A 21,495-nucleotide genomic window follows, 5' to 3' on the forward strand; every position below is an offset into this window, starting at 1 on the left:
GCATATCAATTGAGAGAAAAACCAAATAGCCCAACAACTAAGCTTTATGGTACTCATAGATGTCATAAAACAACCTTTTATCATAATTTCTTAAATGAAACAGGATTGACATATGAGTTTTTAGATGTTGAAATTAATGAAGACCACGCAAAAAAATTGCGTGGTCTTTATATAAACAGAACACTTAACTTTCCAACAATTACAATTGGCTCAAAAAAATTAAGAAACCCTAATACTAATGACCTTGAGAAGTGGCTTATTAAGTTAAATTCAGGTTATAAAATCGAGAATAAATGACAAAAACCAAAATAGGATTAGGTTTGGCTGCATTAGGCAGACCAGATTATATTAATATTAGACAACACAATAATATTGACAAATCAAAAACCGCGTTTAAAAATACTGCTTTTGAGGTCATGGACTTTGCATACAAAAATGGTGTACGCTATTTTGACACAGCACCTTCTTATGGTTTAGGAGAACAATTTTTATTAGATTGGAAAAACGACAGACAACACAAAGACGTTCTGTTATCTACAAAATGGGGCTATACCTATGTTGCCAATTGGGAAATAGGTTATGATGGAAAACATGAAATAAAAGAACATTCTTTATCAAAACTCAATGAACAATGGGAAATTTCTAAAGCGTTACTTCCTGAACTTAATATCTACCAAGTTCATTCTGCAACTTTAGACAGTGGTATTTTAAATGATAAGTCAATACATGAACGCCTATTTCAGCTAAAAAAAGAATTTAGATTACAAATTGGTATCTCAACTAGTGGCTCTAATCAATCTGAAATTTTAAACATTGCAAATGAGATCCAGGTACATAACGAAGTACTTTTTGACAGTTATCAAGTGACTTATAACATATTTGAACAATCTACTTTTGAAACACTACAAAATCTGCAGGTTTTAGGGAAAACAATCATCATCAAAGAAGCTTTAGCCAACGGAAGAGTATTTACCAACAATAATTCTAAAAAACAATTAGAAACACTCGCAAAAAAGTATAATGTTGGGATAGATGCTATTGCTCTAAGGTTTGTGATAGATACATTACAACCAAACTTCATGTTAAGTGGTGCATCAAACACAACGCATTTAAGCCAAAACCTAAAAGCATTAGATTTCAAATTATCTACAGAAGATCTTGACTACTTAAAATTTTTAAAGGTCGATACTATTGATTATTGGAATGAAAGAAGTGATTTAGTTTGGAACTAATTTTTTAAGAATAATTCTAAGTTTTTATAAAACCAGAATTTTTTTAATTGTACAGATGGAGCCAATCGTGTATATTCATAATTATAAAAACTATAGTACACTTTAGTATCATGGAAAAAACAGTAACAGACGCTATAAATTATAGACGATCAACAAGAGTTTACAAAGACGAACCGATAGATGTTGAAAAAGTAAAACAATGTCTTTACAATGCGTCATTAGCTCCAACGAGTAGCAATTTACAGCTTTGGGAATTCTATCATGTTACAGATAAAGTAATATTAGAAAAACTTTCAGTGGCTTGCTTAAATCAAAATGCAGCAAAAACAGCTCAACAATTGGTAGTTATTGTAACAAGAAAAGATTTATGGCGCAAACGTGCACAAGCAAACATTGAATTTTTAAATAAAATCTATGGCAAACCTGATCTTGAAGAACGATGGCTTAAACGTAAAAAAATGGCCATTGATTATTACAAAAAATTGATTCCAACTCTTTATCTAGATGTCTTCGGAATTTTTGGCTTTCTTAAATATATAGCATTTCAAATTGTTGGTTTATTTAGACCAATTTATCGACAAACACGTTTAAGTGATATGCGCATTGTAGCTCATAAAAGTGCTGCTCTTGCTGCAGAAAACTTCATGCTAAGCATGTCTGCTATTGGATACGACACTTGCCCTATGGAAGGAAGTGACACACTTAGAGTTAAGAAAATACTATCACTACCAAGAGGTGCCGAAATTAATATGATTATAGGATGTGGTATTCGTAATGAAGAAAAAGGCATCTATGGTCCTCGTTTTAGAGTTCCATTTGAGGATGTTTATTTTGAGCGTTAATTACTACTCAAACTTATCAATCCCATCACTCAACCAACTATAATACTCATCTGCATCTGGTGTATAAGCTACAGGTGTGTTTAAGTTATTCTCATCATGATCCATCAAAACATAATACGGTTGTGTATTGGTTTTATATTTTATGGTTTGAAGTTCACTCCATTTTTGTCCAATATACTTGAGTTTTTTTCCTGGTTTGAGTTTAGAATCGACGATTTCATCTTCTTCTAGTTTTCGTTTATCATCTACATACAACGAAATTAAAACCACATCATTTTTGAGTTTCTCAAGTACTCTTGGTTCTACCCAAACATTTTGTTCCATCTTACGACAATTTACACAAGCCCAACCTGTAAAGTCAATCATGACTGGTTTCCCTACGGTTTTAGCATACGCTAATCCTTTATCATAGTCATTAAACGCTAAGATATCATGAGGTGCTAATAAATGTCCTCCATCTGGCAAAACACCATGATCTGACAAACTCGTGGATGCTCCTCCTCTAGAATTCCCAACTCCATAAGGAGACTCGCTATAATCTATAGGTGGTGGAAATGCACTAATTAAATTTAAAGGTGCTCCCCAAAGTCCTGGTATTAAATAAACTGTAAATGATAGTGTCAATAATCCTAAAAGTAATCTTCCTACGGAAATGTTCTTTAAAGGAGAATCATGAGGCAGTTGGATTTTCCCGAAGAGATACAAAGCCATTGCTCCAAAAATGGCAACCCAAATCGCAATAAATACTTCACGCTCTAAAATGTGCCATTGTGACACCAAATCTGCATTTGATAAAAATTTAAAAGCAAATGCTAGTTCTAAAAATCCTAAAACCACTTTCACTGTATTCAACCAGCCACCAGATTTTGGTAGCGAGTTCATCCAACCAGGAAAAGCTGCAAATAAGCCAAAAGGTAACGCTAAGGCTAATGAAAAACCAAGCATACCAATCATTGGTGCTAAACCACCTTCTGAAGCAGAAAGCACAATAATATTACCTACGAAAGGTCCTGTGCAAGAAAATGATACAATCGCCAAGGCTAAAGCCATGAAAAAGATTCCAGTATATCCACCACTATCTGCTTTTCTATCAATTTTATTTGCCCAAGAATTTGGTAACATGATTTCAAATGCTCCTAAAAAGGATATGGCAAAAATCATAAGAATTGCAAAGAAAATTAGGTTAAAAGCAACACTTGTAGAAAATTCATTAATCGCACTTGCTCCAAAAATTGCAACAACACCTGTACCTAAAATTACATAAATTACAATGATGCATAACCCATAAACAATTGCATTTTTAATACCTGCAGCTTTGGATTTACTTTGCTTAGTAAAAAAGCTCACTGTCATTGGAATAAGTGGGAATACACAAGGTGTAAATAATGCAATAAATCCTGCACCTAAACCTAAAATAAAAATAGTCCATAAACCTTCTTTACTTCCTTTATCTTCCTTTTCTAAACCAGAATCTACACCTTGTTTTGCTGCAACACTTTTAGTTAAATCAAAATCTAAATCTAAATAACTTGGAGTTAGACATTTTTCATCGTCACAAGCCATGAAGCCAACCTCGGCTGTCACATTTTTTATAGCTGTATCTGATAGTTTTATATGTTGTCTAAACGACGCTTTGTTTTCAAAATACTTGACTTCCATATCAAAGACTTTGTCTTTAACAGTGATTCCCTTTTCTTCAACAGTTTTCCCTACAAGTTCTAGTCCTTCAGCTATCTTATAATCAAATGTTGTTGGTATTGGCCCACCATCTGGAACCGTTTGAGAATATAAATGCCAATGTTCATCAATTGTTGCAGTAGACACTAAGACATACTCGGTATCTGATATTTTTTCTACGGAAGTGGACCATTTCACTGGTTCTAAAATTCCAGGAGTCTCAGTTGAGTTAGTGTTAAAAGAAACTGCATTAGATGCTGACGCATTCAAATTGAATTTTAAATCTACATAATCTGGAGGCAAGCACTTTTCATCATCACAAGCCATGTATTCTACTTCACCTTCTACAATAGACAATTCTTTGTTTAAGATTTTGATACGTTGTCTAAATTCCGCTTTGTCTCCAAAATACTTAATTCGCATTTGAAAGATTGGATCATCAACAGTGTGACCTTCTTCTTCAGAAGTACTTCCGCTTAATTCATAATTAGCATTTGCTTTATAAAGAAATGTTGTTGGAATTGGACCATCATCTGGAACAGTTTGAGAATATAAATGCCATCCACTATCAATGGTTGCTGTAGAAATTAAATCGTATTCGGTATCTGAAATTTTATCAACAGAAGTTTCCCATTTTACAGGTTCTAATACTTGAGCATTTGTAGTAATTGAAAAAACAAGTAAACCACAAAGTGCGAAGATTAAATTTTTCATTTAAAATAATTAGGTTTGAAGATGCTAATTTATGAAAAACTAAAGGATTTAACTCTAGTATTTAACGTGATTCTAACACTAAACACACACTTAGCATTGAAGCATAAAAAAACCGAACATAGTGTTCGGTTTATAATCTGTTTAGGTATTAAACACTAAACGCTATTGAATCGTTTTAATTTCATTACCCTCAAACTCCCATTTTGTAATTCCGCCTTCTAGGTCGTACACTTTTATAAAACCAGCGTCTTTTAGTTTTTTAGAACATTTCCCACTACGTCCACCAGATTTACAATACACCATAATTGGTTTTGTTTTATCAAGTTTTGTCAAATCCTCATCAAAGGTTGGAGACATATAATCTATATTTTGTGAATGCTCTATAAAACCAGTTTCATACTCTTCTGGTGTTCTTACATCTACCAATTGGATATCTTCTAATTCTAAAAGTTCTTGCATTTCTTCTGCAGAAACCATAATAACCTCACTTTGAGGTGCTTCTTTACAACTAAATGCAAATGCAAACAGTGCAAAGCAATACATTAATAATACTTTTTTCTTCATCTTGATTGATTTTTAAATTGAAGCCACTTCACCTTTCCATTCCATGAAGCCTCCAATAAGGTTATAGGCATTTTTAAATCCTAACTGATTCATAATACTACAAGCCTGAGCACTGCGTCCACCAGATCTACAATACACATAATAGGTTTTAGATTTATCTAGCTCTTCTAGCTCATAAATAAATCCTTGACCTTTATAAATATCAATTGTAATAGCATTAGGGATGATCCCTTGTGCTACTTCTTCTGCTGTTCTTACATCCAAAATCACCGCATTTTCATCTGCAGCTAATTTTGTAGTCCATTCTTGTTGTGTTAAATCTGCCATAGTTTTTTATACATCAATAATCATGCAAATTTAACGTTTCGTTAGGATATTTTACATAAAGACGAAAAAAAATCCGAAGTGTTACACTTCGGATTGTTAAATTTAATATGAAAAACTTGTTAGACCTTTATAGAACAACCAATTGCTCTTGTCTTAGTTTCTGGCACTTCTTTACCGTTTAACAACGCATTTACAGCATCTTCAACATATGTTTTTGTCACTGCACTGGCATCTTGATAATTATCATCAATAGCACCAATATATTTTACTTGTGGTCCTTTTTTAGTTTTCTCCAAGACATAAACGTGAGGCGTTTTTGTTGCTCCATATTGCGGATATATTTTTTGTCCTTTATCCATTAAATAAGGAAATGTAAAGCCTTTAGCTTTTGCTCTAGCTTGCATTGACTCCATATTATCTCCAGGTTTTACATCTGTATTATTTGGCATAATTGCTATTACAGGATAGCCTTTATCTGCAAATTTTTTGTTTAAAGCTTCTACTCTATCTTCATAAGCTACAGCATAAGGACAAGTATTACATGTAAAAATGACAATAAATCCTTTGGCATCTTTATAATCTGCCATTGACACCATTTTTCCATCTATATTCTCTAATTTAAAATCTGTTGCAATATCTCCAACATCATAACCAGTACTTACGGTTGTAAATGCAGAAGTAGCAACAACTACAACTAATGCTAATAGGGTTTTAAGTGTATTTTTCATGTGTATATATTTATTTGTTAATTTTTAAATGTCACATGCAGTTCGCAACTATTCATTCACTTGAATACTAAAGTTTTCAATCTGCTCGTTTCATAATTTTTTATTTTATAAATTGTTTTAATTCGGATTCTAATTCTTGATAATTGAAAGAGCGTTCGTAAAATGTACTCTTACCTTTATTGTAGATTACAGTTGCTGGAATTGCTCCAGACCAATTTTCATTTACTTTAGGAATCCATGTATTTGAATCAACGTCATCCAATATAACAACCTCACTTTTTAAATTTCTTTTTACTAAAAATGGGACGAGCTTTGATTCTATTTGCTTCGGAAAATCTAAGCTAACCAAAATAACTTCAACATTTTTATTTGAGTATTTTGCGTTTAATTCTTCAAAATACGGTAACTCTTTTACACAAGGTGCACACCATGTTGCCCAAAAATTTATGACATATATTTTGCTATCGTCCTTTGAGTTTAGATAAGATTCTAATTCGTTATAATTAAAGACTTTTAAACCTGTAGCACTGTTTTTTTGTTCTGCGGAAGGAGTGTCCTGAGCGGTAACATTTCCGAAGCAAAAAAATAATAGCGCAACTATGAGGATTCTTAATTTCATAATATAAAGTTAGGTATCAAAAAACAGACAATAATAAATTTAACAAAATATTAAATCCTAAATAGAAAAAAGACACTACATTTGTATATACAACAATTGTATATGAAAGAATTAAATAAAAAATTAAAAACCAATGCAAATTTACCTGTATCTAGGCAATTATTAGTTTCTATTTTCTTAACTAATAGTGTGATTAAAACAGGTTTATTAAGCGTTTTAAAACCTCATGATTTATCCTTAGAACAGTTTAATGTTTTACGCATATTAAGAGGGCAAAAAGGTAATCCGATTAATTTACAAGATGTACAAGAACGTATGGTTAATAAGATGAGTAATACAACGCGTTTAATTGACAAGTTGATTTTAAAAGATTTTGTTAAACGAACTGAGTGTAAAAACAACCGAAGAAAAATTGAAATCTACATCACTAAAAAAGGACTGGATAAACTGGCTGAAATTGATGAGCCTGTAAACTCAACAGAAGACCAACTAACATCTCAACTTACTATAAAAGAACAACAAGAATTAACTAGATTATTACATAAAATTAAATAAACCCGAAACACAAATTTTAAATTAAAAACAATGAAAAAGAACATTTTAAAGTCAGCAGTTATCGTAGTATTAGCATTATCATTTGCATCATTTACGACAATTTTAAAAAAAGAATTAAAAGTTAAAGAATCTACTATTACTTGGAAAGGTCATAAAGTAACAGGATCTCATGAAGGTAATATTACGTTAACTGACGGTACATTATTGTTTGAAGATGACCAACTCGTTGGTGGAAACTTCACTATTGATATGACTTCACTTACAGTTACCGACTTAAAAGCCGGTAAAGGGAAAGAGAAATTAGAAGGCCATTTAAAATCTGATGATTTCTTTGGTACAGCCAATCATGAAAAAGCAACTTTTACAATCACAGAGGCTGAAGGTAAAAATGGAGAGTATACAATTATTGGAGATTTAACGATTAAAGGAAAAACAAATCCAATTACTTTTCAAATGAATGTAACAGAAGATACTGCTAAAGCAAGTTTAAAAGTTGATAGAACAAAATTCGGAATTAGATATGGTTCTGCAAGCTTTATAGATGGCTTAAAAGACAAAGCTATTTATGATGAGTTTGATTTAAATGTGACATTGAAATTCTAAATATATTTGATTAATAGCAATATGTAGATAGGTTAAAGATTCTCAATTTATTGGGAATCTTTTTCATTTTCATCAAATTAAGTTTGATAACTAAATTATGATTTCTATATTTGAACTTTACAATTATTATGAACACAAATTTAAATCATACTTGGTGGTGGAACTCTCGAAACGAAAACGTCGTGAACTAATCCTATAGGTATATTTAAAATAACATATCAAAAAAGGCTTGTCAATCACGACAAGCCTTTTTTCATTTTTACGCAGTATTAAAATAAAATACTGAAAACACATTGAGCATACATGAAAACATTTAGTTTATACACACATTACAAGAAAATATTGGCAGATACGATTACACCTGTAAGTATTTATTTGAAAATTAGAGATAAATACCCAAATAGTATACTATTAGAAAGTAGTGATTATCATGCTAATGACAATAGTTTTTCATACATCTGTTTTAATCCTATTGCATCTATAAAAGTTAATAACGATGTCATAGAACAACAGTATCCAGACGGAAGCTCAAAAACTAATAATGCTTTAAATATTTCGGTTACTGAAGAAATTCACAAGTTTACAAAACGATTTAAAGTCAACTCAGACGAAGAATTTAAGTTCATCAATAACGGAATTTTTGGCTACACAGCTTATGATGCCGTAAAATATTTTGAAGATATTGAGATTAGTAAAAAACCAGATTCTTTAGAGATTCCAGATATTTATTATGCGGTTTATCAAAACATAATAGCAATTAATCACTTTAAAAATGAAGCTTATGTTTTTGCGCATTGCTTTGAAGCCGATAACAATATTAATGAAGTGTTACAACTTATAGGTTCAAAGAATTTTGCATCTTATACGTTTAAAACAGATTCTGAAATTTCATCAAATCTTACAGATGACGAGTATAAAGTCCATGTAGAATTAGCAAAAAAACATTGCGCTAGAGGTGACGTGTTTCAATTAGTACTTTCAAAAAAATTCTCTCAGGCCTTCAAAGGTGATGAGTTTAATGTCTATCGAGCATTACGAAGTATCAACCCTTCTCCTTACCTCTTTTATTTTGACTACGGAAATTTTAAAATCTTCGGGAGTTCACCAGAAGCACAACTTGTGGTCAACAATCAACAAGCAGAAATTCATCCCATTGCAGGCACATTTAAAAGAACAGGGAACGATGAAGAAGATCAAAAATTAGCAAAAAAGTTAGCTGAAGACATCAAAGAAAATTCAGAACATGTTATGTTAGTTGATCTTGCAAGAAACGACTTAAGCCGTCACGGAAGCCAAGTAAAAGTAGAAACTTATAGAGAAGCACAATTCTTTTCTCACGTCATACATTTAGTGAGTAAAGTCACAGGAAAAATACATGACAATACTGCGACTATGCAAGTTGTTGCAGATACATTTCCTGCTGGAACTCTAAGTGGAGCACCAAAACATAAAGCCATGCAACTTATAGAAAAATATGAAAAAACCAGTAGAGCTTTTTATGGAGGAGCCATTGGTTTCATGGATTTTAATGGCAATTACAATCACGCGATTATGATTAGAACCTTTATGAGTAAAAACCACAAACTACATTGGCAAGCAGGTGCAGGATTGGTATCAAAGTCAGTTCCTGAAAACGAATTACAAGAAGTCTATAATAAATTAGGAGCTTTAACAAAAGCTATTGAAATGGCAGAGGAAATATGAAAGTATTAGTAATAGATAACTACGACAGTTTTACATATAACTTGGTTCACTATTTAGAAGATCTAAACTGTGAAGTCACAGTAAAACGAAACGACAAACTCTCATTAGAAGACGTAGATGCTTTTCAAAAAATTGTTTTGTCTCCAGGACCAGGAATACCTGATGAGGCTGGATTATTAAAAGCGATCATCAAAAGATATGCACCTACAAAAAGCATTTTAGGAGTTTGTCTTGGTCAACAAGCTATTGGTGAAGTTTTTGGAGGCTCACTTATAAACCTAGATGAAGTTTATCATGGAGTTGCAACAAAAGTTAAAATTACTGTTGACGACGAAACTCTTTTTAATAATATGGATAAAACAATAGAAGTAGGTCGTTATCACTCTTGGGTTGTAAATCCTAATTTACCAGAAGTATTAGAAGCGACATCTGTTGACAGCAACGGACAAATAATGTCATTACGACATAAGTTTTACGATGTTAAAGGTGTACAATACCATCCTGAAAGTGTGCTAACACCAAACGGAAAACAGATTCTGGAGAATTGGGTGAATCAGTAGACAATGCTCAGTTTGCAGTAAACAGTGCTTACTCTTATGAATTAAAAATTAGAGTTTAATTAAATTGACTCCCATTTTTAGGGGAAATGAATATGAAACATATACTTAACAGATTAATAAACCACGAAAGCATCTCAAGTGAGGAAGCAAAAAATGTGTTGGTTAATATTTCCGAAGGTAAATACAACCAAAGCCAAATTGCATCTTTTCTTACTATTTACATGATGCGAAGTATTACATTAGAGGAATTACAAGGCTTTCGCGATGCCTTATTAGAACTTTGTATCCCAATAGATTTATCCGATTTCAACGCCATTGATTTATGCGGAACTGGTGGTGACGGAAAAGATACTTTCAACATCTCAACATTAGCTTCATTTATCACTGCAGGTGCAGGAGTAAAAGTAGCAAAACACGGAAATTATGGTGTATCATCAGCTTCTGGATCATCTAATGTTATGGAAGCTTTAGGAATTCATTTTTCAAACAAATCAGATTTTTTAAAATACTCCATAGACCAAGCAGGAATTTGTGTATTGCATGCGCCTTTATTTCATCCAGCCATGAAAAATGTGGCACCAATTCGTAAAGAATTAGGTGTAAAAACCTTTTTTAATATGTTGGGTCCAATGGTAAACCCATCGTTTCCTAAAAATCAAATGGTAGGTGTTTTTAATTTGGAATTACAACGCATATACGGATATTTATATCAAAACACAGACAAGAATTACAGTATTGTTCATGCACTTGATGGTTATGATGAAATTTCCCTTACCGGAAACACGAAGATTATTTCTAATAGGTCTGAAACGATGTTAAGTCCAGGAGATTTAAACCTTAAAAAAATTGAACAATCTGAAATATTTGGAGGTTCAACAGTGAAAGAAGCTGCTAAAATTTTTAAAAATATCATTAACTGTAAAGGTACAGATGCTCAAAATAATGTTGTTTGTGCCAATGCAGGATTAGCAATTGCAACTGTAAACGGAATTTCTCATCAAGAAGGATTTCATTTAGCTCAAGACAGTTTAGGAAGTGGTAGAGCAAAAGCAAGTTTAGAGCGATTGATTGAGCTGAGTAAATAACGTCATGCTGAACTCGGTTCAGCATCACACAAATAATGAGAACCTGAAACAAGTTCAGGTTGACTATATATGAACATCTTAGATAAAATAACAAAAGACAAACGCATCGAAGTCAACCTTCGTAAGCAACTCATCCCAATCAAACAACTAGAGCAATCTATTTTGTTTGAAAGGGAAACCGTATCCTTAGCTAAAAAACTCAAAGAAAGTAACACTGGAATCATAGCAGAGCACAAGAGACGTTCACCTTCAAAACAAGTCATCAATCATGACTTAAACGTATTTGATGTTGCTAAAGGCTATGAAAACGCAGGTGTTTGCGGAATGTCTGTATTAACAGATGGAAAATATTTTGGAGGAAGTCTTGATGATCTTTTAACTGCAAGAGCTAGTTGCAACTTACCTTTATTACGAAAAGAATTCATCATTGATGAGTACCAAATTATAGAAGCTAAAGCATATGGAGCAGATGTTATTTTATTAATTGCTGCGATTTTAACTAAAGCAGAAATCAAGCAGTTTTCAGAACTAGCAAAACGACTAAATTTAGATGTTTTACTAGAAGTCCACAATGAAGAAGAACTTCATAAATCGATTATGCCAAGCTTAGACATGTTAGGTGTTAATAATAGAAACTTAAAAACGTTTGATGTGAGTTTAGAAACCAGTAAACAATTAAGTGAATTAATCCCAAACGACTTTGTTAAAGTATCAGAAAGTGGCATTAGCAATATTGAGGCTATTAAAATCCTACAACCCTATGGTTATAAAGGCTTTTTAATTGGAGAGAATTTTATGAAAACTGATGATGCAGGCAATAGTGCCAAACAATTTATTAAAGACTTAGAATTATGAAATTAAAAGTCTGCGGAATGAAAAACCCAAACAACATCCTAGATGTTGCTCAACTAAATCCAGAATTCATGGGTTTCATTTTTTATAAAAATTCATCACGCTATTTTAATGGTGTTATTCCAGAGTTACCTCAGAACATTAAAAAAATTGGTGTATTCGTCAATGCAACTTTTGATTATATAAAAGGTATTGTAAACAAACATAATTTACAAGGTGTGCAATTACATGGCAACGAATCTCCTGAGTTTTGTGACACATTACGTCATGCTGAACTTGTTTCAGCATCTCATCACGAAAAACTAGAAATCATTAAAGTATTTAGCATAAAAGACACTTTCGATTTTAATAGTTTAGAACCTTACGAAGACGTTTGTGATTACTATTTATTTGATACCAAAGGAAAACAACCTGGAGGAAATGGTTACGCTTTTGATTGGAGTGTATTAAAAAATTACTCATCCATAAAACCCTATTTTTTAAGTGGTGGAATTGGACCAAATGAAATAGATAATCTATCTTCATTTTTAAAAAGACCAGAAGCTCTATTTTGCCATTCGTTAGATTTAAACAGCAAATTTGAAACGAACCAAGGATTAAAAAATGTAGAAAAGTTAAAAGCGTTTAAAAATGTTATTCAGAACGAAGTGAAGAATCTTTAATATAGATGCCACGCTTCGCTCTGCATGACAAAACAAAAAACTATGACATACAACATCAACGACAAAGGTTACTACGGAGAATTTGGAGGCGCATATATTCCAGAAATGCTCTACCCAAATGTAGAAGAGTTACGACAAAACTACCTCAAAATAATGGCAGAACCTTCTTTTAAAGAAGAATTTGATCAGTTATTAAAAGACTATGTTGGTCGTCCTTCTCCACTCTATTTTGCCAAGCGACTTTCAGAAAAATACAACACAAAAATCTATCTCAAACGCGAAGATTTAAATCATACAGGTGCGCATAAAGTTAACAATACTGTCGGACAAATTTTAATGGCACAACGCTTAGGTAAAACCAGAATCATTGCCGAAACAGGAGCTGGACAACATGGCGTTGCAACCGCAACCGTTTGTGCATTAATGGGATTAGAATGTATTGTGTATATGGGAGAAATTGATATTGCTCGTCAAGCACCAAATGTGGCTCGAATGAAAATGTTAGGCGCAGAAGTGAGACCAGCTTTATCAGGAAGTCGTACTTTAAAAGATGCAACTAATGAAGCCATAAGAGATTGGATTAACAATCCTGTTGACACACATTATATCATTGGAAGCGTTGTAGGACCTCATCCTTACCCAGATATGGTGGCTCGTTTTCAAGCCATAGTTTCTGAAGAAATTCAATGGCAACTCAAAGACAAAGAAGATACTACAAAACCAGATTATGTTATTGCTTGCGTTGGTGGAGGAAGCAATGCTGCAGGTGCATTTTATCATTATTTAGATGATACAGACGTCAATTTAATTGCAGTTGAAGCTGCTGGAAAAGGGATTCATTCTGGCGAAAGTGCTGCCACGTCTGTTTTAGGTCACGAAGGAATTATTCATGGAAGTAAGACCTTGTTGATGCAAACTAACGACGGACAAATAACCGAACCTTACTCTATTTCGGCAGGATTAGATTATCCAGGTGTTGGACCAATGCATGCGCATTTATACAAATCGGGTCGTGCAGAATTTATAGCAATCACAGATGATGAAGCCATGAAAGCGGGTTTAGAGTTGAGCCAATTAGAAGGTATTATTCCTGCTATTGAAAGCTCGCATGCTTTTGCGATTTTCGAGCAAAAAACGTTTAAACCAGATGATATCGTAGTTATTAATTTGTCTGGTCGAGGTGATAAAGATTTACAAAATTATATAGATTATTTTAAGTTGTAGATTGATAATTTGGGCGTTACTTTTTACTCATACCTACAAGGTTTTAATAACCTTGCAGGATCGCAAAAAGTCAGGCTTTCAAGGCTCGCTATCAAAGATGAGCTCAAACAAACCTTTCAATCCTTAACGCAAAACACATAAATAATGAGAACCTGAAATAAATTCAGGTTGACGATAATAAATTAATAACGTCATGCTGAACTTGTTTCAACATCTCACAAGTAAAAAAAACAAATATTATGTGACCCTGAAATAAATTCAGGGTGACGACCAATAATATTCAAACGTCATGCTGAACTTGTTTCAGCATCTCACAAAAAAAGAAAATGAAAAGCAGTTATATCTACATAATGACTAATAAATATAGAACAACATTATATGTAGGTGTAACTTCAGATTTAAATAAAAGAGTAGTTGAACATCAAAATGAAATAGGCTCAGAATTTACAAAAAAATATAATCTGAAAGATTTAATTTACTATGAAGAATTCAGTGATATTAATCAAGCTATAGCTAGAGAAAAACAAATTAAAAATTGGAAAAAAGAATGGAAACTTAATCTAATAAAAGAGATGAATCCAAACCTTAAAATCCTAATACTCTGATGAGAACCTGAAACAAGTTCAGGTTGACGATAGTAAATTAATAACGTCATGCTGAACTCGTTTCAGTATCACACGAGAGAAGAATAATTGAACAACGTCATGCTAGACTCATTTCAGCATCACACACGTTAAAAAACAATAATAAGTACTCTAATGAGAACCAGAAACAAGTTCAGATTGACGATAGTAATCAGGTAACGTCATGCTGAACTCGTTTCAGTATCACACGAGAGAAGAGTAATTGAATAGCGTCATGCTCAACTTGTTTCAGTATCACACAAGTAAATAATAATGTGACCCTGAAATAAATTCAGGGTGACGACATGAATAACCATGAATAACCATGAATAACCATGAATAAAATAAACCAAAAACTAAAAGAAGACAAAAAGCTCTTATCCATATACTTTTCCGCAGGATATCCAAACCTCAACGATACAGTTTCTATCATTGAAAATTTGGAAAAAAACGGAGTTGATATGATAGAAATAGGATTACCATTTAGTGATCCTCTAGCTGATGGACCAACCATACAAGCAAGTTCTACACAGGCTTTAAAAAACGGAATGACTACCAAAATTCTTTTTGACCAGTTAAAAGACATTCGTAAAACGGTGTCTATCCCTTTGATTATTATGGGCTATTTTAATCCCATTTTACAATATGGTGTCGAAGCGTTTTGTAAAAAATGTAAAGACATTGGTATCGACGGACTCATAATTCCAGATTTACCAGTTGATGTTTATAATGAGCAGTATAAGTCCATCTTTCAAAAATATGGAATAATTAATGTGTTTTTAATCACACCTCAAACATCTGTAGAACGTATTGAGTTTATTGATTCTATTTCCGAAGGATTTATTTACATGGTCAGTAGTGCAAGTGTAACAGGAAGTAGTTCTGGTTTTGGTGATGAGCAAACGTCTTATTTTAAACGCATTGCAGACATGAATCTCAAAAATCCCCAAATTATAGGTTTTGGGATTTCAAATAATGAAACATTTAAGCAAGCCACTCAGTACGCAAAAGGTGCTATTATTGGAAGTGCGTTTATCAAACATCTAACCGAAAACCGTTTATCTAAAATTTCAGAATTTACAACTTCAGTCTTGAATTAAATTTTATATTTGAAACTAACTAACCAATAAATTAAGAGTATGAAGTGGTATTTAAAAGTCGTAAGAGATAATTACGCAAACTTTAATGGACGAGCTAGACGTAAGGAATATTGGATGTTTATCCTTTTTCACATGATCTTTACTTATGGAGGTTTAATTGTTTTAGGACTTATTGCAGCAGCATTAGACAGTCCGTTTATTTTATTTATAGTTCACATTTATTTATTTGCTGTTCTAATTCCTACAATTGCAGTAGCAGTTAGAAGAATGCATGATGTTGGTAAAAGCGGATGGTATATGTTAATCCCTATCTATAGTCTTATCCTCGCGATAACTGAAGGTGAAAAAGGAACTAACCAATATGGTCCTGATCCTAAATCGGCAGATAATGAAGAAATTAATACAATAGGTACTAAAGAGATTGAGTAATTTCTTTTTATAATACATAGAAACCTACTCTAAACGAGTAGGTTTTTTTTATTCAAAAAATTATCGGACTCTTATATTTATTTTTGATATTTATATTATAAAAAATTAAACATGTACTGGTATTTACAAGTGATTAGATATAACTACGCCAATTTCTCTGGTCGTGCAAGACGTAAAGAATATTGGATGTTTGTATTAGTTCAGCTAATTATTGTTGGACTTGCGATATCATATGCATCACTTGTTGATGACTTTTTAGGTGATCAATTTATAAGTTCTATTATAGCTCTTTATTTTTTGGCAACACTAGTTCCTTGGTTAGCACTTAACGTGAGAAGACTTCATGATATAGGTAAAAGTGGTGGTTATATTTTTATTAATTTCATTCCTGTGATTGGTCGTATTTGGTATATCGTTCTTGTGGCAACAGAAGGAGAATTTGGCGCTAATAATTATGGTCCTGATCCTAAATTAGACTATTCAGATGACATTGATGACATTGGACGACTAGAAGAATAACACATGAAACGAGCCTTTTTTTAAGCTTTCGTAAACAAGACAGTGATTAACAGCGAACAGCATGTGACAATTGATAATAATAAACGAAAACACATGAAACGAGCTTTTTTTAAAGCTTTCGTAACCAAGACAATGATTAATAGCGAATAGCATGTGACGATTGAAAAATAATATAAAAAACACATGAAACTACTTAACGATTTCAGAATTATAATTTTACTATGTCTTACACTAGGCTTAGCTCCTTTTTTTCCAGAACCTCACATTTGGGGAAAATTAAAATGGATTGCTGGAGGTGCAAATGGAATGGAATTAAAAGACTGGTTTGATGTAGCACTTCATGGATTTCCATGGCTTCTACTAATTAGGATCATTATAGTTAAATCTTTAAAAAAGGCTCATTAAACCTCGTGTTTTAACAATTCTTAACAACATATCTTTGAGTTTTAAGAGAACTTAAACAGAGTTTGAATTCTATTTTTGGTATATTAATTATGAACCAAAAAACAGAAATCATGGGAATTATAAAAGACAACAAAAAATTTGAAAGAACAACAAAACAAACAACTCCAACTAATCCAGATGGAATTGCGCGTAAAACTAAAACTAACGAATTTGATATCAATAGTAAAACAATAAAAGAGCAGCAGAATAAGAGTTAATCTTTTTCTGTTTCAAATCATTAAAAGCCTAAATTTTAATTAATTTAGGCTTTTAATATTTTATGGCTTTAAACATCGTTTTATTCGAACCAGAAATCCCAAACAATACTGGTAATATTGGCAGATTAGCCTTAGCATCTGGTTCTAAATTACATTTGGTAAAACCTTTTGGTTTTGAAATTAGTGATAGTCGTTTAAAACGTGCTGGTTTAGATTATTGGCAACATTTAGATGTAATTATCTATGAGTCTATTGAGGCGTTTTTCAGTACAAATAAAGACGCAAAATTTGCTTTCTTTTCTAGTCATGGCGAGCAACCACATTGGAATATCGAATTTGAAAACAACCTTTTTTTAGTCTTCGGAAAAGAATCGGCTGGTTTACCAAAATCTGTAATTGAAAACCACAAAAACCAGCTTTACAAAATACCATTATATAGCGAACATATAAGAAGCTTAAACTTAGCTAATGCAGTTGGTATTGTAGTTTATGAAGGCTTACGACAGCTTAAATAATTTAGCAAAACATTATTAAAAAACAAGGTTTATTTGGTTACCTTCAATTAAAAATAAACCATGAAATATCATATTATTATCAATAGTGTAAAGACTGTCGATGCGCTTCAAAATGCTTGGACAAACGATGATTATATTCAATTATTAAATGAATTTGGACTAGAAGACACCGACAGTTCAAACACTTCAGAATTATTAGAATTATTGTTCATGGCAATTTCAGATTTTGATCCTGAAGAAGCTGCTTCTATCTTATTAAATTACAAATTATCTGATGTTTTAAATGAAAACCAAATTGAACAGATTTCTCACGAGATGTTGTTGGATAAAATTTCCGAAGAATACGCAGATATTTCGCTTCACCATCAACTATTTAATATCAACCAACTATTGCATAAAGCCTATAATGGCACGTTTCCTAATGCAAAAGCTACTATTATAGAATTTGAAATTACTCCAAATAAAAACGTGGATAAAGAAGTTGTACTAAAAGCATTTGATAAAACATTGGCTGGCAGCAACGTTATTAAACGTTTGTTTTCAAATCAATTGGCTGGTAAAGCATCTTTTGAGGAAGCCGAAGCTATTGTTTGGGATTTAAAATCTACAGGTGACACATCGTATGTACTTACAACATCAGAATATTGGATGAGTAGAGATGAGTTTAACGATGCTGAGTTTGATGCTACAGTTATAGAATTTGAAGATGATGATGAGAATTAATTAACGCTTATTTTTAAGCATTTTTAAATACATATACTCAACCTTAGTTCTAGCCCAAGGCGTACGTCTTAAAAACTTTAAACTAGATTTAATACTTGGATTATCATTAAAACATCTAATATTAATGATGGTTCCCATGTATTCCCAACCATAATGAGCTTCCAAATCTGTGACGATTTGCTCTAGTTTGATGCCGTGTAGCGGATTGTTCTTTTGAGTTTCCATATATAAATGTAACAAAATGTCAGTCTGAGCGCAGTCAAAGACTTTTACTAAGACCAAATATAAACGCAGTGTTTACACTATTAATTAGACTTTAATTCTACCATGTTCTTAATCTTCACTGCCTTTTCAAAATGATCGAGTTGGTGTGTTTTAATCCACCACGTTGCAGCTTCCATCAATAACTCTGGAGTATCATTTTTATTTTTAAAAAATGCGTAGAAAGATAATCCAACGTTATCTCCTTTTTGAGCAATCTTTTGATCGCAAACGTCTAAAATTTTTTGTTTGAGAATTTCTGTCATACTACTAATTTAGAGATTGTCTCGTTATAAAACAACTCGTAATGACATTAGTTACGTCTATCGTTACGTCGTCTAGAATTAGAAGTATTGCTGCTTTTATTTCTATTAGAACCTGATCTATTTCCTCCTGAGTTTCCTCCAGAATTTCTAGGACTAGAATTACGGTTTCTATTACCTCCACCTTGTCTTCCTTGTCGACCTTGACCTTGCTTAATTGGCTCAGTAGATGCATTAGGATCTGGTTCAAAACCTTCAACAATTTCTACTTCAATCTTCTCACCAATAAGTTTTTCAATATCACGTAAATACGTCGTTTCATCAGCACTCACTAACGATATCGCTTTTCCATCTGCTCCTGCTCTACCAGTTCTACCAATTCGGTGTACATAATCTTCAGAAATATTAGGCAATTCAAAATTCACAACATGTGGTAATAACGGAATATCCAATCCACGAGCTGCAATATCTGTAGCGACCATGACTCTTACTTTCCCACTTTTAAAACCTTCAAGTGCTTTAGTTCGCGCACCTTGACTTTTATTGCCATGAATGGCAGCAGCACTAATTCCTGATGAAATAAGCTTTTTTGTTAACTTATTTGCGCCATGTTTAGTTCTTGTAAACACAAGTGCTTGTTTCCAGTTTCCTTCGGAAATGAGCTTAATCAATAACTCTGGCTTTTTTCCTTTAGCAACACGATACACTTTTTGAGAAATAGCTTCTACGGTTGTGTTTTCTGGAGTTGCTTCTACTTGTACAGGATTATTTAAAATCCCATTTGCAAGCTTTTTAATATCTTTTGAAAACGTAGCTGAGAACATCAAATTTTGACGTTTTGCTGGCATTACGTTCATCACCTTTTCTATATCTCTAAGAAAACCCATGTCTAGCATGCGATCTGCTTCATCCAATATAAAAACTTCAACACGTTTTAGAGATAACAAGTTTTGATTGTGTAAATCTAATAGACGTCCAGGTGTTGCTACCAAAATATCCACACCACGACGAATCGTAGCGGCTTGTGGTTTTTGATTCACACCTCCAAAAATTACAGTACTTCTAATATCTAGAAACTCGCTATAATCCATAACACTTTGATGCACTTGAGCAGCAAGCTCACGCGTTGGTGTTAAGATTAAAGCACGAATGGGTCTAAATTTAGCTTTAGGATTTTCAGATAAATAATGTAATAATGGTAAGGTGAAACCTGCGGTTTTCCCTGTTCCTGTTTGTGCCGAAGCCAATACATCACGTCCTTCTAATACTGGAGGAATCGCTTTTTCTTGAATTGGACTTGGAGTAGTGTATCCTTTTTTACTAATAGCTTTTAGTAAAGGCTCAGATAGGCCTAGATCTTTGAATGACATATAATATATTTGGTCAAATTAGTGTTTAAATGACCTTCTGTGTATTAAGCGTCATTTTCTGTTGTGCGCAAATGTACTGCTAATTTATGCGATAGCAGTATTTAGGTTGATTTTCTCGGAAAAATAGACGAACTTTCGGGTTGCTGTGGGTATAGACTATAGTTTATATTCAATTGTTGTGCTTCATTACCAAAAACCGCTAACCAATGATAAAATTCTTTCGGAAAATTAGACAAAAAATGTTGACTGAAAATAAATTTAGCAAGTATCTGATTTACGCAATTGGAGAAATAATCCTTGTCGTTATTGGAATTTTGATTGCATTGCAGGTTAATAATCTTAACGAGCAAAGTAAAAAAGAACAATTAAGAGTAAACTATGTAAATTCACTATTAAGTGATTTAGAATCAGATATTATTTTACTTGAAAATCAAATTTTAACATTCAATACAGAATTAGAAAAACATACTTCATTATCTAAACGATTATCATCATCTGATGCCACTTTTGACACAATAAGAAATATTGCACGTTATGAATTTCTTCCGTTTTTCAACCCTTCCAATAACTTGAATATTGATACATATAATGCGCTGATTTCTACTGGAGATTTAGACTTAATACAACCACCTTTGAGGAAAAAAATTCAAAAACATAATGCTGAACAACTTGAACTTCTTAAGACTGTTGAATTGAATTTTAAATTAAATGCTGAATTGGGCTATAAATACACTAGTCAATTCCCAATAAATTTTGAATTTAGTGCAATTAAGGGTAAACAAATGAATTCAGTTTGGGAACAAGTAAATGAAAATAAATTAAAATCTAGTTTGAACGGAATACTAACAATGAAAATAACGAATTATATTATGACCAATCGTTTGCGACAAAGTTTGGTTGAAAAAACAAAAATTCTGATAGAAGAAATTAAGAGTTCCGAGAAATAACGAAAGCACAACAACATATATAATTAATTGCTCGGTCACTGCTGACTTACGAACATTCCTGCGGAATATTCTATCTGTGTTTTATTTGCTAAATTAGTTGCTCAAACAAGCAACTAGCCATACACAACACGTTGT

General features: G+C 32.5%; 28 protein-coding genes. 20 read left to right on the forward strand and 8 right to left on the reverse strand.

Annotated features, from left to right (window positions below):
* Positions 1-9: 9 nt before the first annotated feature.
* The 3 genes from WNY78_RS10355 (at position 10) to WNY78_RS10365 (ending at position 2,074) form a co-directional block, all read left to right on the forward strand.
* Positions 10-297: a glutaredoxin family protein gene (locus WNY78_RS10355; RefSeq protein WP_342873126.1), complete on the forward strand. Its 288-nt coding sequence runs from the start codon at positions 10-12 to the stop codon at positions 295-297.
* Positions 294-1,232: an aldo/keto reductase gene (locus WNY78_RS10360; protein ID WP_342873127.1), complete on the forward strand. Its 939-nt coding sequence runs from the start codon at positions 294-296 to the stop codon at positions 1,230-1,232. Before WNY78_RS10355 ends, WNY78_RS10360 begins: the two co-directional genes overlap by 4 nt.
* 110 nt (positions 1,233-1,342) lie before the next feature.
* Positions 1,343-2,074, forward strand: coding sequence for a nitroreductase family protein (locus WNY78_RS10365; protein ID WP_342873128.1), 732 nt, complete (start codon positions 1,343-1,345; stop codon positions 2,072-2,074).
* A 3-nt stretch (positions 2,075-2,077) separates the two neighbouring features.
* Here the strand turns inward: WNY78_RS10365 and WNY78_RS10370 are convergent, their stop codons facing one another.
* The 5 genes from WNY78_RS10370 to WNY78_RS10390 form a co-directional block, all read right to left on the reverse strand.
* Positions 2,078-4,465 (reverse strand): protein-disulfide reductase DsbD domain-containing protein, encoded by a 2,388-nt coding sequence (locus WNY78_RS10370; RefSeq protein ID WP_342873129.1) that lies wholly within the window; start codon positions 4,463-4,465, stop codon positions 2,078-2,080.
* A gap of 162 nt (positions 4,466-4,627) precedes the next feature.
* Complete coding sequence (locus WNY78_RS10375; RefSeq protein WP_342873130.1) at positions 4,628-5,029, reverse strand: rhodanese-like domain-containing protein; 402 nt, start codon at positions 5,027-5,029, stop codon at positions 4,628-4,630.
* A 12-nt stretch (positions 5,030-5,041) separates the two neighbouring features.
* A complete protein-coding gene (locus WNY78_RS10380; RefSeq protein ID WP_342873131.1) occupies positions 5,042-5,356 on the reverse strand; it encodes a rhodanese-like domain-containing protein in 315 nt (104 codons plus the stop codon).
* A gap of 119 nt (positions 5,357-5,475) precedes the next feature.
* The gene (locus tag WNY78_RS10385; RefSeq protein WP_342873132.1) at positions 5,476-6,084 is read right to left on the reverse strand and encodes a thioredoxin family protein; all 609 of its coding nucleotides are present in this window, start codon (positions 6,082-6,084) and stop codon (positions 5,476-5,478) included.
* Between the two features lie 100 nt (positions 6,085-6,184).
* Positions 6,185-6,703 carry a redoxin domain-containing protein gene (locus WNY78_RS10390; protein ID WP_342873133.1) on the reverse strand — a complete coding sequence of 173 codons (519 nt, stop codon included), beginning with the start codon at positions 6,701-6,703 and terminating at the stop codon, positions 6,185-6,187.
* Positions 6,704-6,805: 102 nt separating this feature from the next.
* On the opposite strand from WNY78_RS10390, the gene WNY78_RS10395 reads away from it, so the two are divergent.
* The 16 genes from WNY78_RS10395 to WNY78_RS10470 all read left to right on the forward strand — a co-directional run bounded on the left by WNY78_RS10395 (position 6,806) and on the right by WNY78_RS10470 (position 18,519).
* Positions 6,806-7,258, forward strand: a complete 453-nt coding sequence (locus WNY78_RS10395; protein WP_342873134.1) for a MarR family transcriptional regulator — start codon at positions 6,806-6,808, stop codon at positions 7,256-7,258.
* A 30-nt stretch (positions 7,259-7,288) separates the two neighbouring features.
* Positions 7,289-7,861: a YceI family protein gene (locus tag WNY78_RS10400; RefSeq protein WP_342873135.1), complete on the forward strand. Its 573-nt coding sequence runs from the start codon at positions 7,289-7,291 to the stop codon at positions 7,859-7,861.
* Positions 7,862-8,164: 303 nt separating this feature from the next.
* A complete protein-coding gene (locus tag WNY78_RS10405) occupies positions 8,165-9,565 on the forward strand; it encodes an anthranilate synthase component I family protein (RefSeq protein WP_342873136.1) in 1,401 nt (466 codons plus the stop codon).
* On the forward strand, positions 9,562-10,125 hold the full coding sequence (locus WNY78_RS10410) for an aminodeoxychorismate/anthranilate synthase component II (RefSeq protein WP_342873137.1): 564 nt from the start codon (positions 9,562-9,564) through the stop codon (positions 10,123-10,125). The genes WNY78_RS10405 and WNY78_RS10410 overlap by 4 nt, the downstream gene beginning before the upstream one ends.
* A 92-nt stretch (positions 10,126-10,217) precedes the next feature.
* Positions 10,218-11,210, forward strand: a complete 993-nt coding sequence (gene trpD, locus WNY78_RS10415; RefSeq protein WP_342873138.1) for an anthranilate phosphoribosyltransferase — start codon at positions 10,218-10,220, stop codon at positions 11,208-11,210.
* Positions 11,211-11,279: 69 nt separating this feature from the next.
* Positions 11,280-12,065: an indole-3-glycerol phosphate synthase TrpC gene (trpC, locus tag WNY78_RS10420; protein WP_342873139.1), complete on the forward strand. Its 786-nt coding sequence runs from the start codon at positions 11,280-11,282 to the stop codon at positions 12,063-12,065.
* Complete coding sequence (locus WNY78_RS10425; RefSeq protein WP_342873140.1) at positions 12,062-12,724, forward strand: phosphoribosylanthranilate isomerase; 663 nt, start codon at positions 12,062-12,064, stop codon at positions 12,722-12,724. The genes trpC and WNY78_RS10425 overlap by 4 nt, the downstream gene beginning before the upstream one ends.
* 42 nt (positions 12,725-12,766) lie before the next feature.
* Entirely contained in the window at positions 12,767-13,948 is a 1,182-nt protein-coding gene (trpB, locus tag WNY78_RS10430) for a tryptophan synthase subunit beta (protein WP_342873141.1), read from the forward strand.
* 326 nt (positions 13,949-14,274) lie between these two features.
* Positions 14,275-14,553 carry a GIY-YIG nuclease family protein gene (locus tag WNY78_RS10435; protein WP_342873142.1) on the forward strand — a complete coding sequence of 93 codons (279 nt, stop codon included), beginning with the start codon at positions 14,275-14,277 and terminating at the stop codon, positions 14,551-14,553.
* 353 nt (positions 14,554-14,906) lie between these two features.
* Entirely contained in the window at positions 14,907-15,671 is a 765-nt protein-coding gene (trpA, locus tag WNY78_RS10440; RefSeq protein ID WP_342873143.1) for a tryptophan synthase subunit alpha, read from the forward strand.
* A gap of 39 nt (positions 15,672-15,710) precedes the next feature.
* The gene (locus tag WNY78_RS10445; protein ID WP_342873144.1) at positions 15,711-16,100 is read left to right on the forward strand and encodes a DUF805 domain-containing protein; all 390 of its coding nucleotides are present in this window, start codon (positions 15,711-15,713) and stop codon (positions 16,098-16,100) included.
* Between the two features lie 111 nt (positions 16,101-16,211).
* Positions 16,212-16,619 carry a DUF805 domain-containing protein gene (locus WNY78_RS10450; RefSeq protein ID WP_342873145.1) on the forward strand — a complete coding sequence of 136 codons (408 nt, stop codon included), beginning with the start codon at positions 16,212-16,214 and terminating at the stop codon, positions 16,617-16,619.
* Between the two features lie 183 nt (positions 16,620-16,802).
* On the forward strand, positions 16,803-17,024 hold the full coding sequence (locus WNY78_RS10455; RefSeq protein ID WP_342873146.1) for a hypothetical protein: 222 nt from the start codon (positions 16,803-16,805) through the stop codon (positions 17,022-17,024).
* Between the two features lie 89 nt (positions 17,025-17,113).
* Entirely contained in the window at positions 17,114-17,281 is a 168-nt protein-coding gene (locus WNY78_RS10460) for a hypothetical protein (RefSeq protein ID WP_342873147.1), read from the forward strand.
* A gap of 62 nt (positions 17,282-17,343) precedes the next feature.
* Complete coding sequence (locus WNY78_RS10465; protein WP_342873148.1) at positions 17,344-17,796, forward strand: tRNA (cytidine(34)-2'-O)-methyltransferase; 453 nt, start codon at positions 17,344-17,346, stop codon at positions 17,794-17,796.
* A 60-nt stretch (positions 17,797-17,856) separates the two neighbouring features.
* Complete coding sequence (locus WNY78_RS10470) at positions 17,857-18,519, forward strand: hypothetical protein (protein ID WP_342873149.1); 663 nt, start codon at positions 17,857-17,859, stop codon at positions 18,517-18,519.
* On the opposite strand, the gene WNY78_RS10475 is transcribed toward WNY78_RS10470, so the two are convergent.
* From WNY78_RS10475 to WNY78_RS10485, 3 genes are all read right to left on the reverse strand, one after another.
* Positions 18,520-18,744 carry a VF530 family protein gene (locus WNY78_RS10475; RefSeq protein ID WP_342873150.1) on the reverse strand — a complete coding sequence of 75 codons (225 nt, stop codon included), beginning with the start codon at positions 18,742-18,744 and terminating at the stop codon, positions 18,520-18,522.
* Positions 18,745-18,824: 80 nt separating this feature from the next.
* Positions 18,825-19,046 carry a DUF6500 family protein gene (locus WNY78_RS10480; RefSeq protein ID WP_342873151.1) on the reverse strand — a complete coding sequence of 74 codons (222 nt, stop codon included), beginning with the start codon at positions 19,044-19,046 and terminating at the stop codon, positions 18,825-18,827.
* 47 nt (positions 19,047-19,093) lie between these two features.
* On the reverse strand, positions 19,094-20,413 hold the full coding sequence (locus WNY78_RS10485) for a DEAD/DEAH box helicase (protein ID WP_342873152.1): 1,320 nt from the start codon (positions 20,411-20,413) through the stop codon (positions 19,094-19,096).
* A gap of 206 nt (positions 20,414-20,619) precedes the next feature.
* Between WNY78_RS10485 and WNY78_RS10490 the strand changes: the two genes are divergently transcribed.
* The gene (locus WNY78_RS10490; RefSeq protein WP_342873153.1) at positions 20,620-21,360 is read left to right on the forward strand and encodes a DUF6090 family protein; all 741 of its coding nucleotides are present in this window, start codon (positions 20,620-20,622) and stop codon (positions 21,358-21,360) included.
* The last annotated feature ends 135 nt before the right edge of the window (positions 21,361-21,495 follow it).

The organism is Psychroserpens sp. AS72 (assembly GCF_038900375.1).
Classification (GTDB): Bacteria; Bacteroidota; Bacteroidia; order Flavobacteriales; family Flavobacteriaceae; genus Psychroserpens.

What these genes read in the sequence shown, in the direction of transcription:
- WNY78_RS10470 (WP_342873149.1), top strand. Translation starts at nt 17,857, where the DNA reads ATGAAATATCATATTATTATCAATAGTGTAAAGACTGTCGATGCGCTT.
- WNY78_RS10375 (WP_342873130.1), bottom strand. Translation starts at nt 5,029, where the DNA reads ATGAAGAAAAAAGTATTATTAATGTATTGCTTTGCACTGTTTGCATTT.
- WNY78_RS10395 (WP_342873134.1), top strand. Translation starts at nt 6,806, where the DNA reads ATGAAAGAATTAAATAAAAAATTAAAAACCAATGCAAATTTACCTGTA.
- WNY78_RS10485 (WP_342873152.1), bottom strand. Translation starts at nt 20,413, where the DNA reads ATGTCATTCAAAGATCTAGGCCTATCTGAGCCTTTACTAAAAGCTATT.
- WNY78_RS10390 (WP_342873133.1), bottom strand. Translation starts at nt 6,703, where the DNA reads ATGAAATTAAGAATCCTCATAGTTGCGCTATTATTTTTTTGCTTCGGA.
- WNY78_RS10405 (WP_342873136.1), top strand. Translation starts at nt 8,165, where the DNA reads ATGAAAACATTTAGTTTATACACACATTACAAGAAAATATTGGCAGAT.
- trpA (WP_342873143.1), top strand. Translation starts at nt 14,907, where the DNA reads ATGAATAAAATAAACCAAAAACTAAAAGAAGACAAAAAGCTCTTATCC.
- WNY78_RS10425 (WP_342873140.1), top strand. Translation starts at nt 12,062, where the DNA reads ATGAAATTAAAAGTCTGCGGAATGAAAAACCCAAACAACATCCTAGAT.
- WNY78_RS10445 (WP_342873144.1), top strand. Translation starts at nt 15,711, where the DNA reads ATGAAGTGGTATTTAAAAGTCGTAAGAGATAATTACGCAAACTTTAAT.
- WNY78_RS10490 (WP_342873153.1), top strand. Translation starts at nt 20,620, where the DNA reads ATGATAAAATTCTTTCGGAAAATTAGACAAAAAATGTTGACTGAAAAT.
- WNY78_RS10400 (WP_342873135.1), top strand. Translation starts at nt 7,289, where the DNA reads ATGAAAAAGAACATTTTAAAGTCAGCAGTTATCGTAGTATTAGCATTA.
- WNY78_RS10410 (WP_342873137.1), top strand. Translation starts at nt 9,562, where the DNA reads ATGAAAGTATTAGTAATAGATAACTACGACAGTTTTACATATAACTTG.
- WNY78_RS10465 (WP_342873148.1), top strand. Translation starts at nt 17,344, where the DNA reads ATGGCTTTAAACATCGTTTTATTCGAACCAGAAATCCCAAACAATACT.
- WNY78_RS10365 (WP_342873128.1), top strand. Translation starts at nt 1,343, where the DNA reads ATGGAAAAAACAGTAACAGACGCTATAAATTATAGACGATCAACAAGA.
- WNY78_RS10380 (WP_342873131.1), bottom strand. Translation starts at nt 5,356, where the DNA reads ATGGCAGATTTAACACAACAAGAATGGACTACAAAATTAGCTGCAGAT.
- WNY78_RS10450 (WP_342873145.1), top strand. Translation starts at nt 16,212, where the DNA reads ATGTACTGGTATTTACAAGTGATTAGATATAACTACGCCAATTTCTCT.
- trpD (WP_342873138.1), top strand. Translation starts at nt 10,218, where the DNA reads ATGAAACATATACTTAACAGATTAATAAACCACGAAAGCATCTCAAGT.
- WNY78_RS10475 (WP_342873150.1), bottom strand. Translation starts at nt 18,744, where the DNA reads ATGGAAACTCAAAAGAACAATCCGCTACACGGCATCAAACTAGAGCAA.
- WNY78_RS10460 (WP_342873147.1), top strand. Translation starts at nt 17,114, where the DNA reads ATGAACCAAAAAACAGAAATCATGGGAATTATAAAAGACAACAAAAAA.
- WNY78_RS10370 (WP_342873129.1), bottom strand. Translation starts at nt 4,465, where the DNA reads ATGAAAAATTTAATCTTCGCACTTTGTGGTTTACTTGTTTTTTCAATT.
- WNY78_RS10480 (WP_342873151.1), bottom strand. Translation starts at nt 19,046, where the DNA reads ATGACAGAAATTCTCAAACAAAAAATTTTAGACGTTTGCGATCAAAAG.
- trpC (WP_342873139.1), top strand. Translation starts at nt 11,280, where the DNA reads ATGAACATCTTAGATAAAATAACAAAAGACAAACGCATCGAAGTCAAC.
- WNY78_RS10435 (WP_342873142.1), top strand. Translation starts at nt 14,275, where the DNA reads ATGAAAAGCAGTTATATCTACATAATGACTAATAAATATAGAACAACA.
- WNY78_RS10360 (WP_342873127.1), top strand. Translation starts at nt 294, where the DNA reads ATGACAAAAACCAAAATAGGATTAGGTTTGGCTGCATTAGGCAGACCA.
- WNY78_RS10385 (WP_342873132.1), bottom strand. Translation starts at nt 6,084, where the DNA reads ATGAAAAATACACTTAAAACCCTATTAGCATTAGTTGTAGTTGTTGCT.
- trpB (WP_342873141.1), top strand. Translation starts at nt 12,767, where the DNA reads ATGACATACAACATCAACGACAAAGGTTACTACGGAGAATTTGGAGGC.
- WNY78_RS10455 (WP_342873146.1), top strand. Translation starts at nt 16,803, where the DNA reads ATGAAACTACTTAACGATTTCAGAATTATAATTTTACTATGTCTTACA.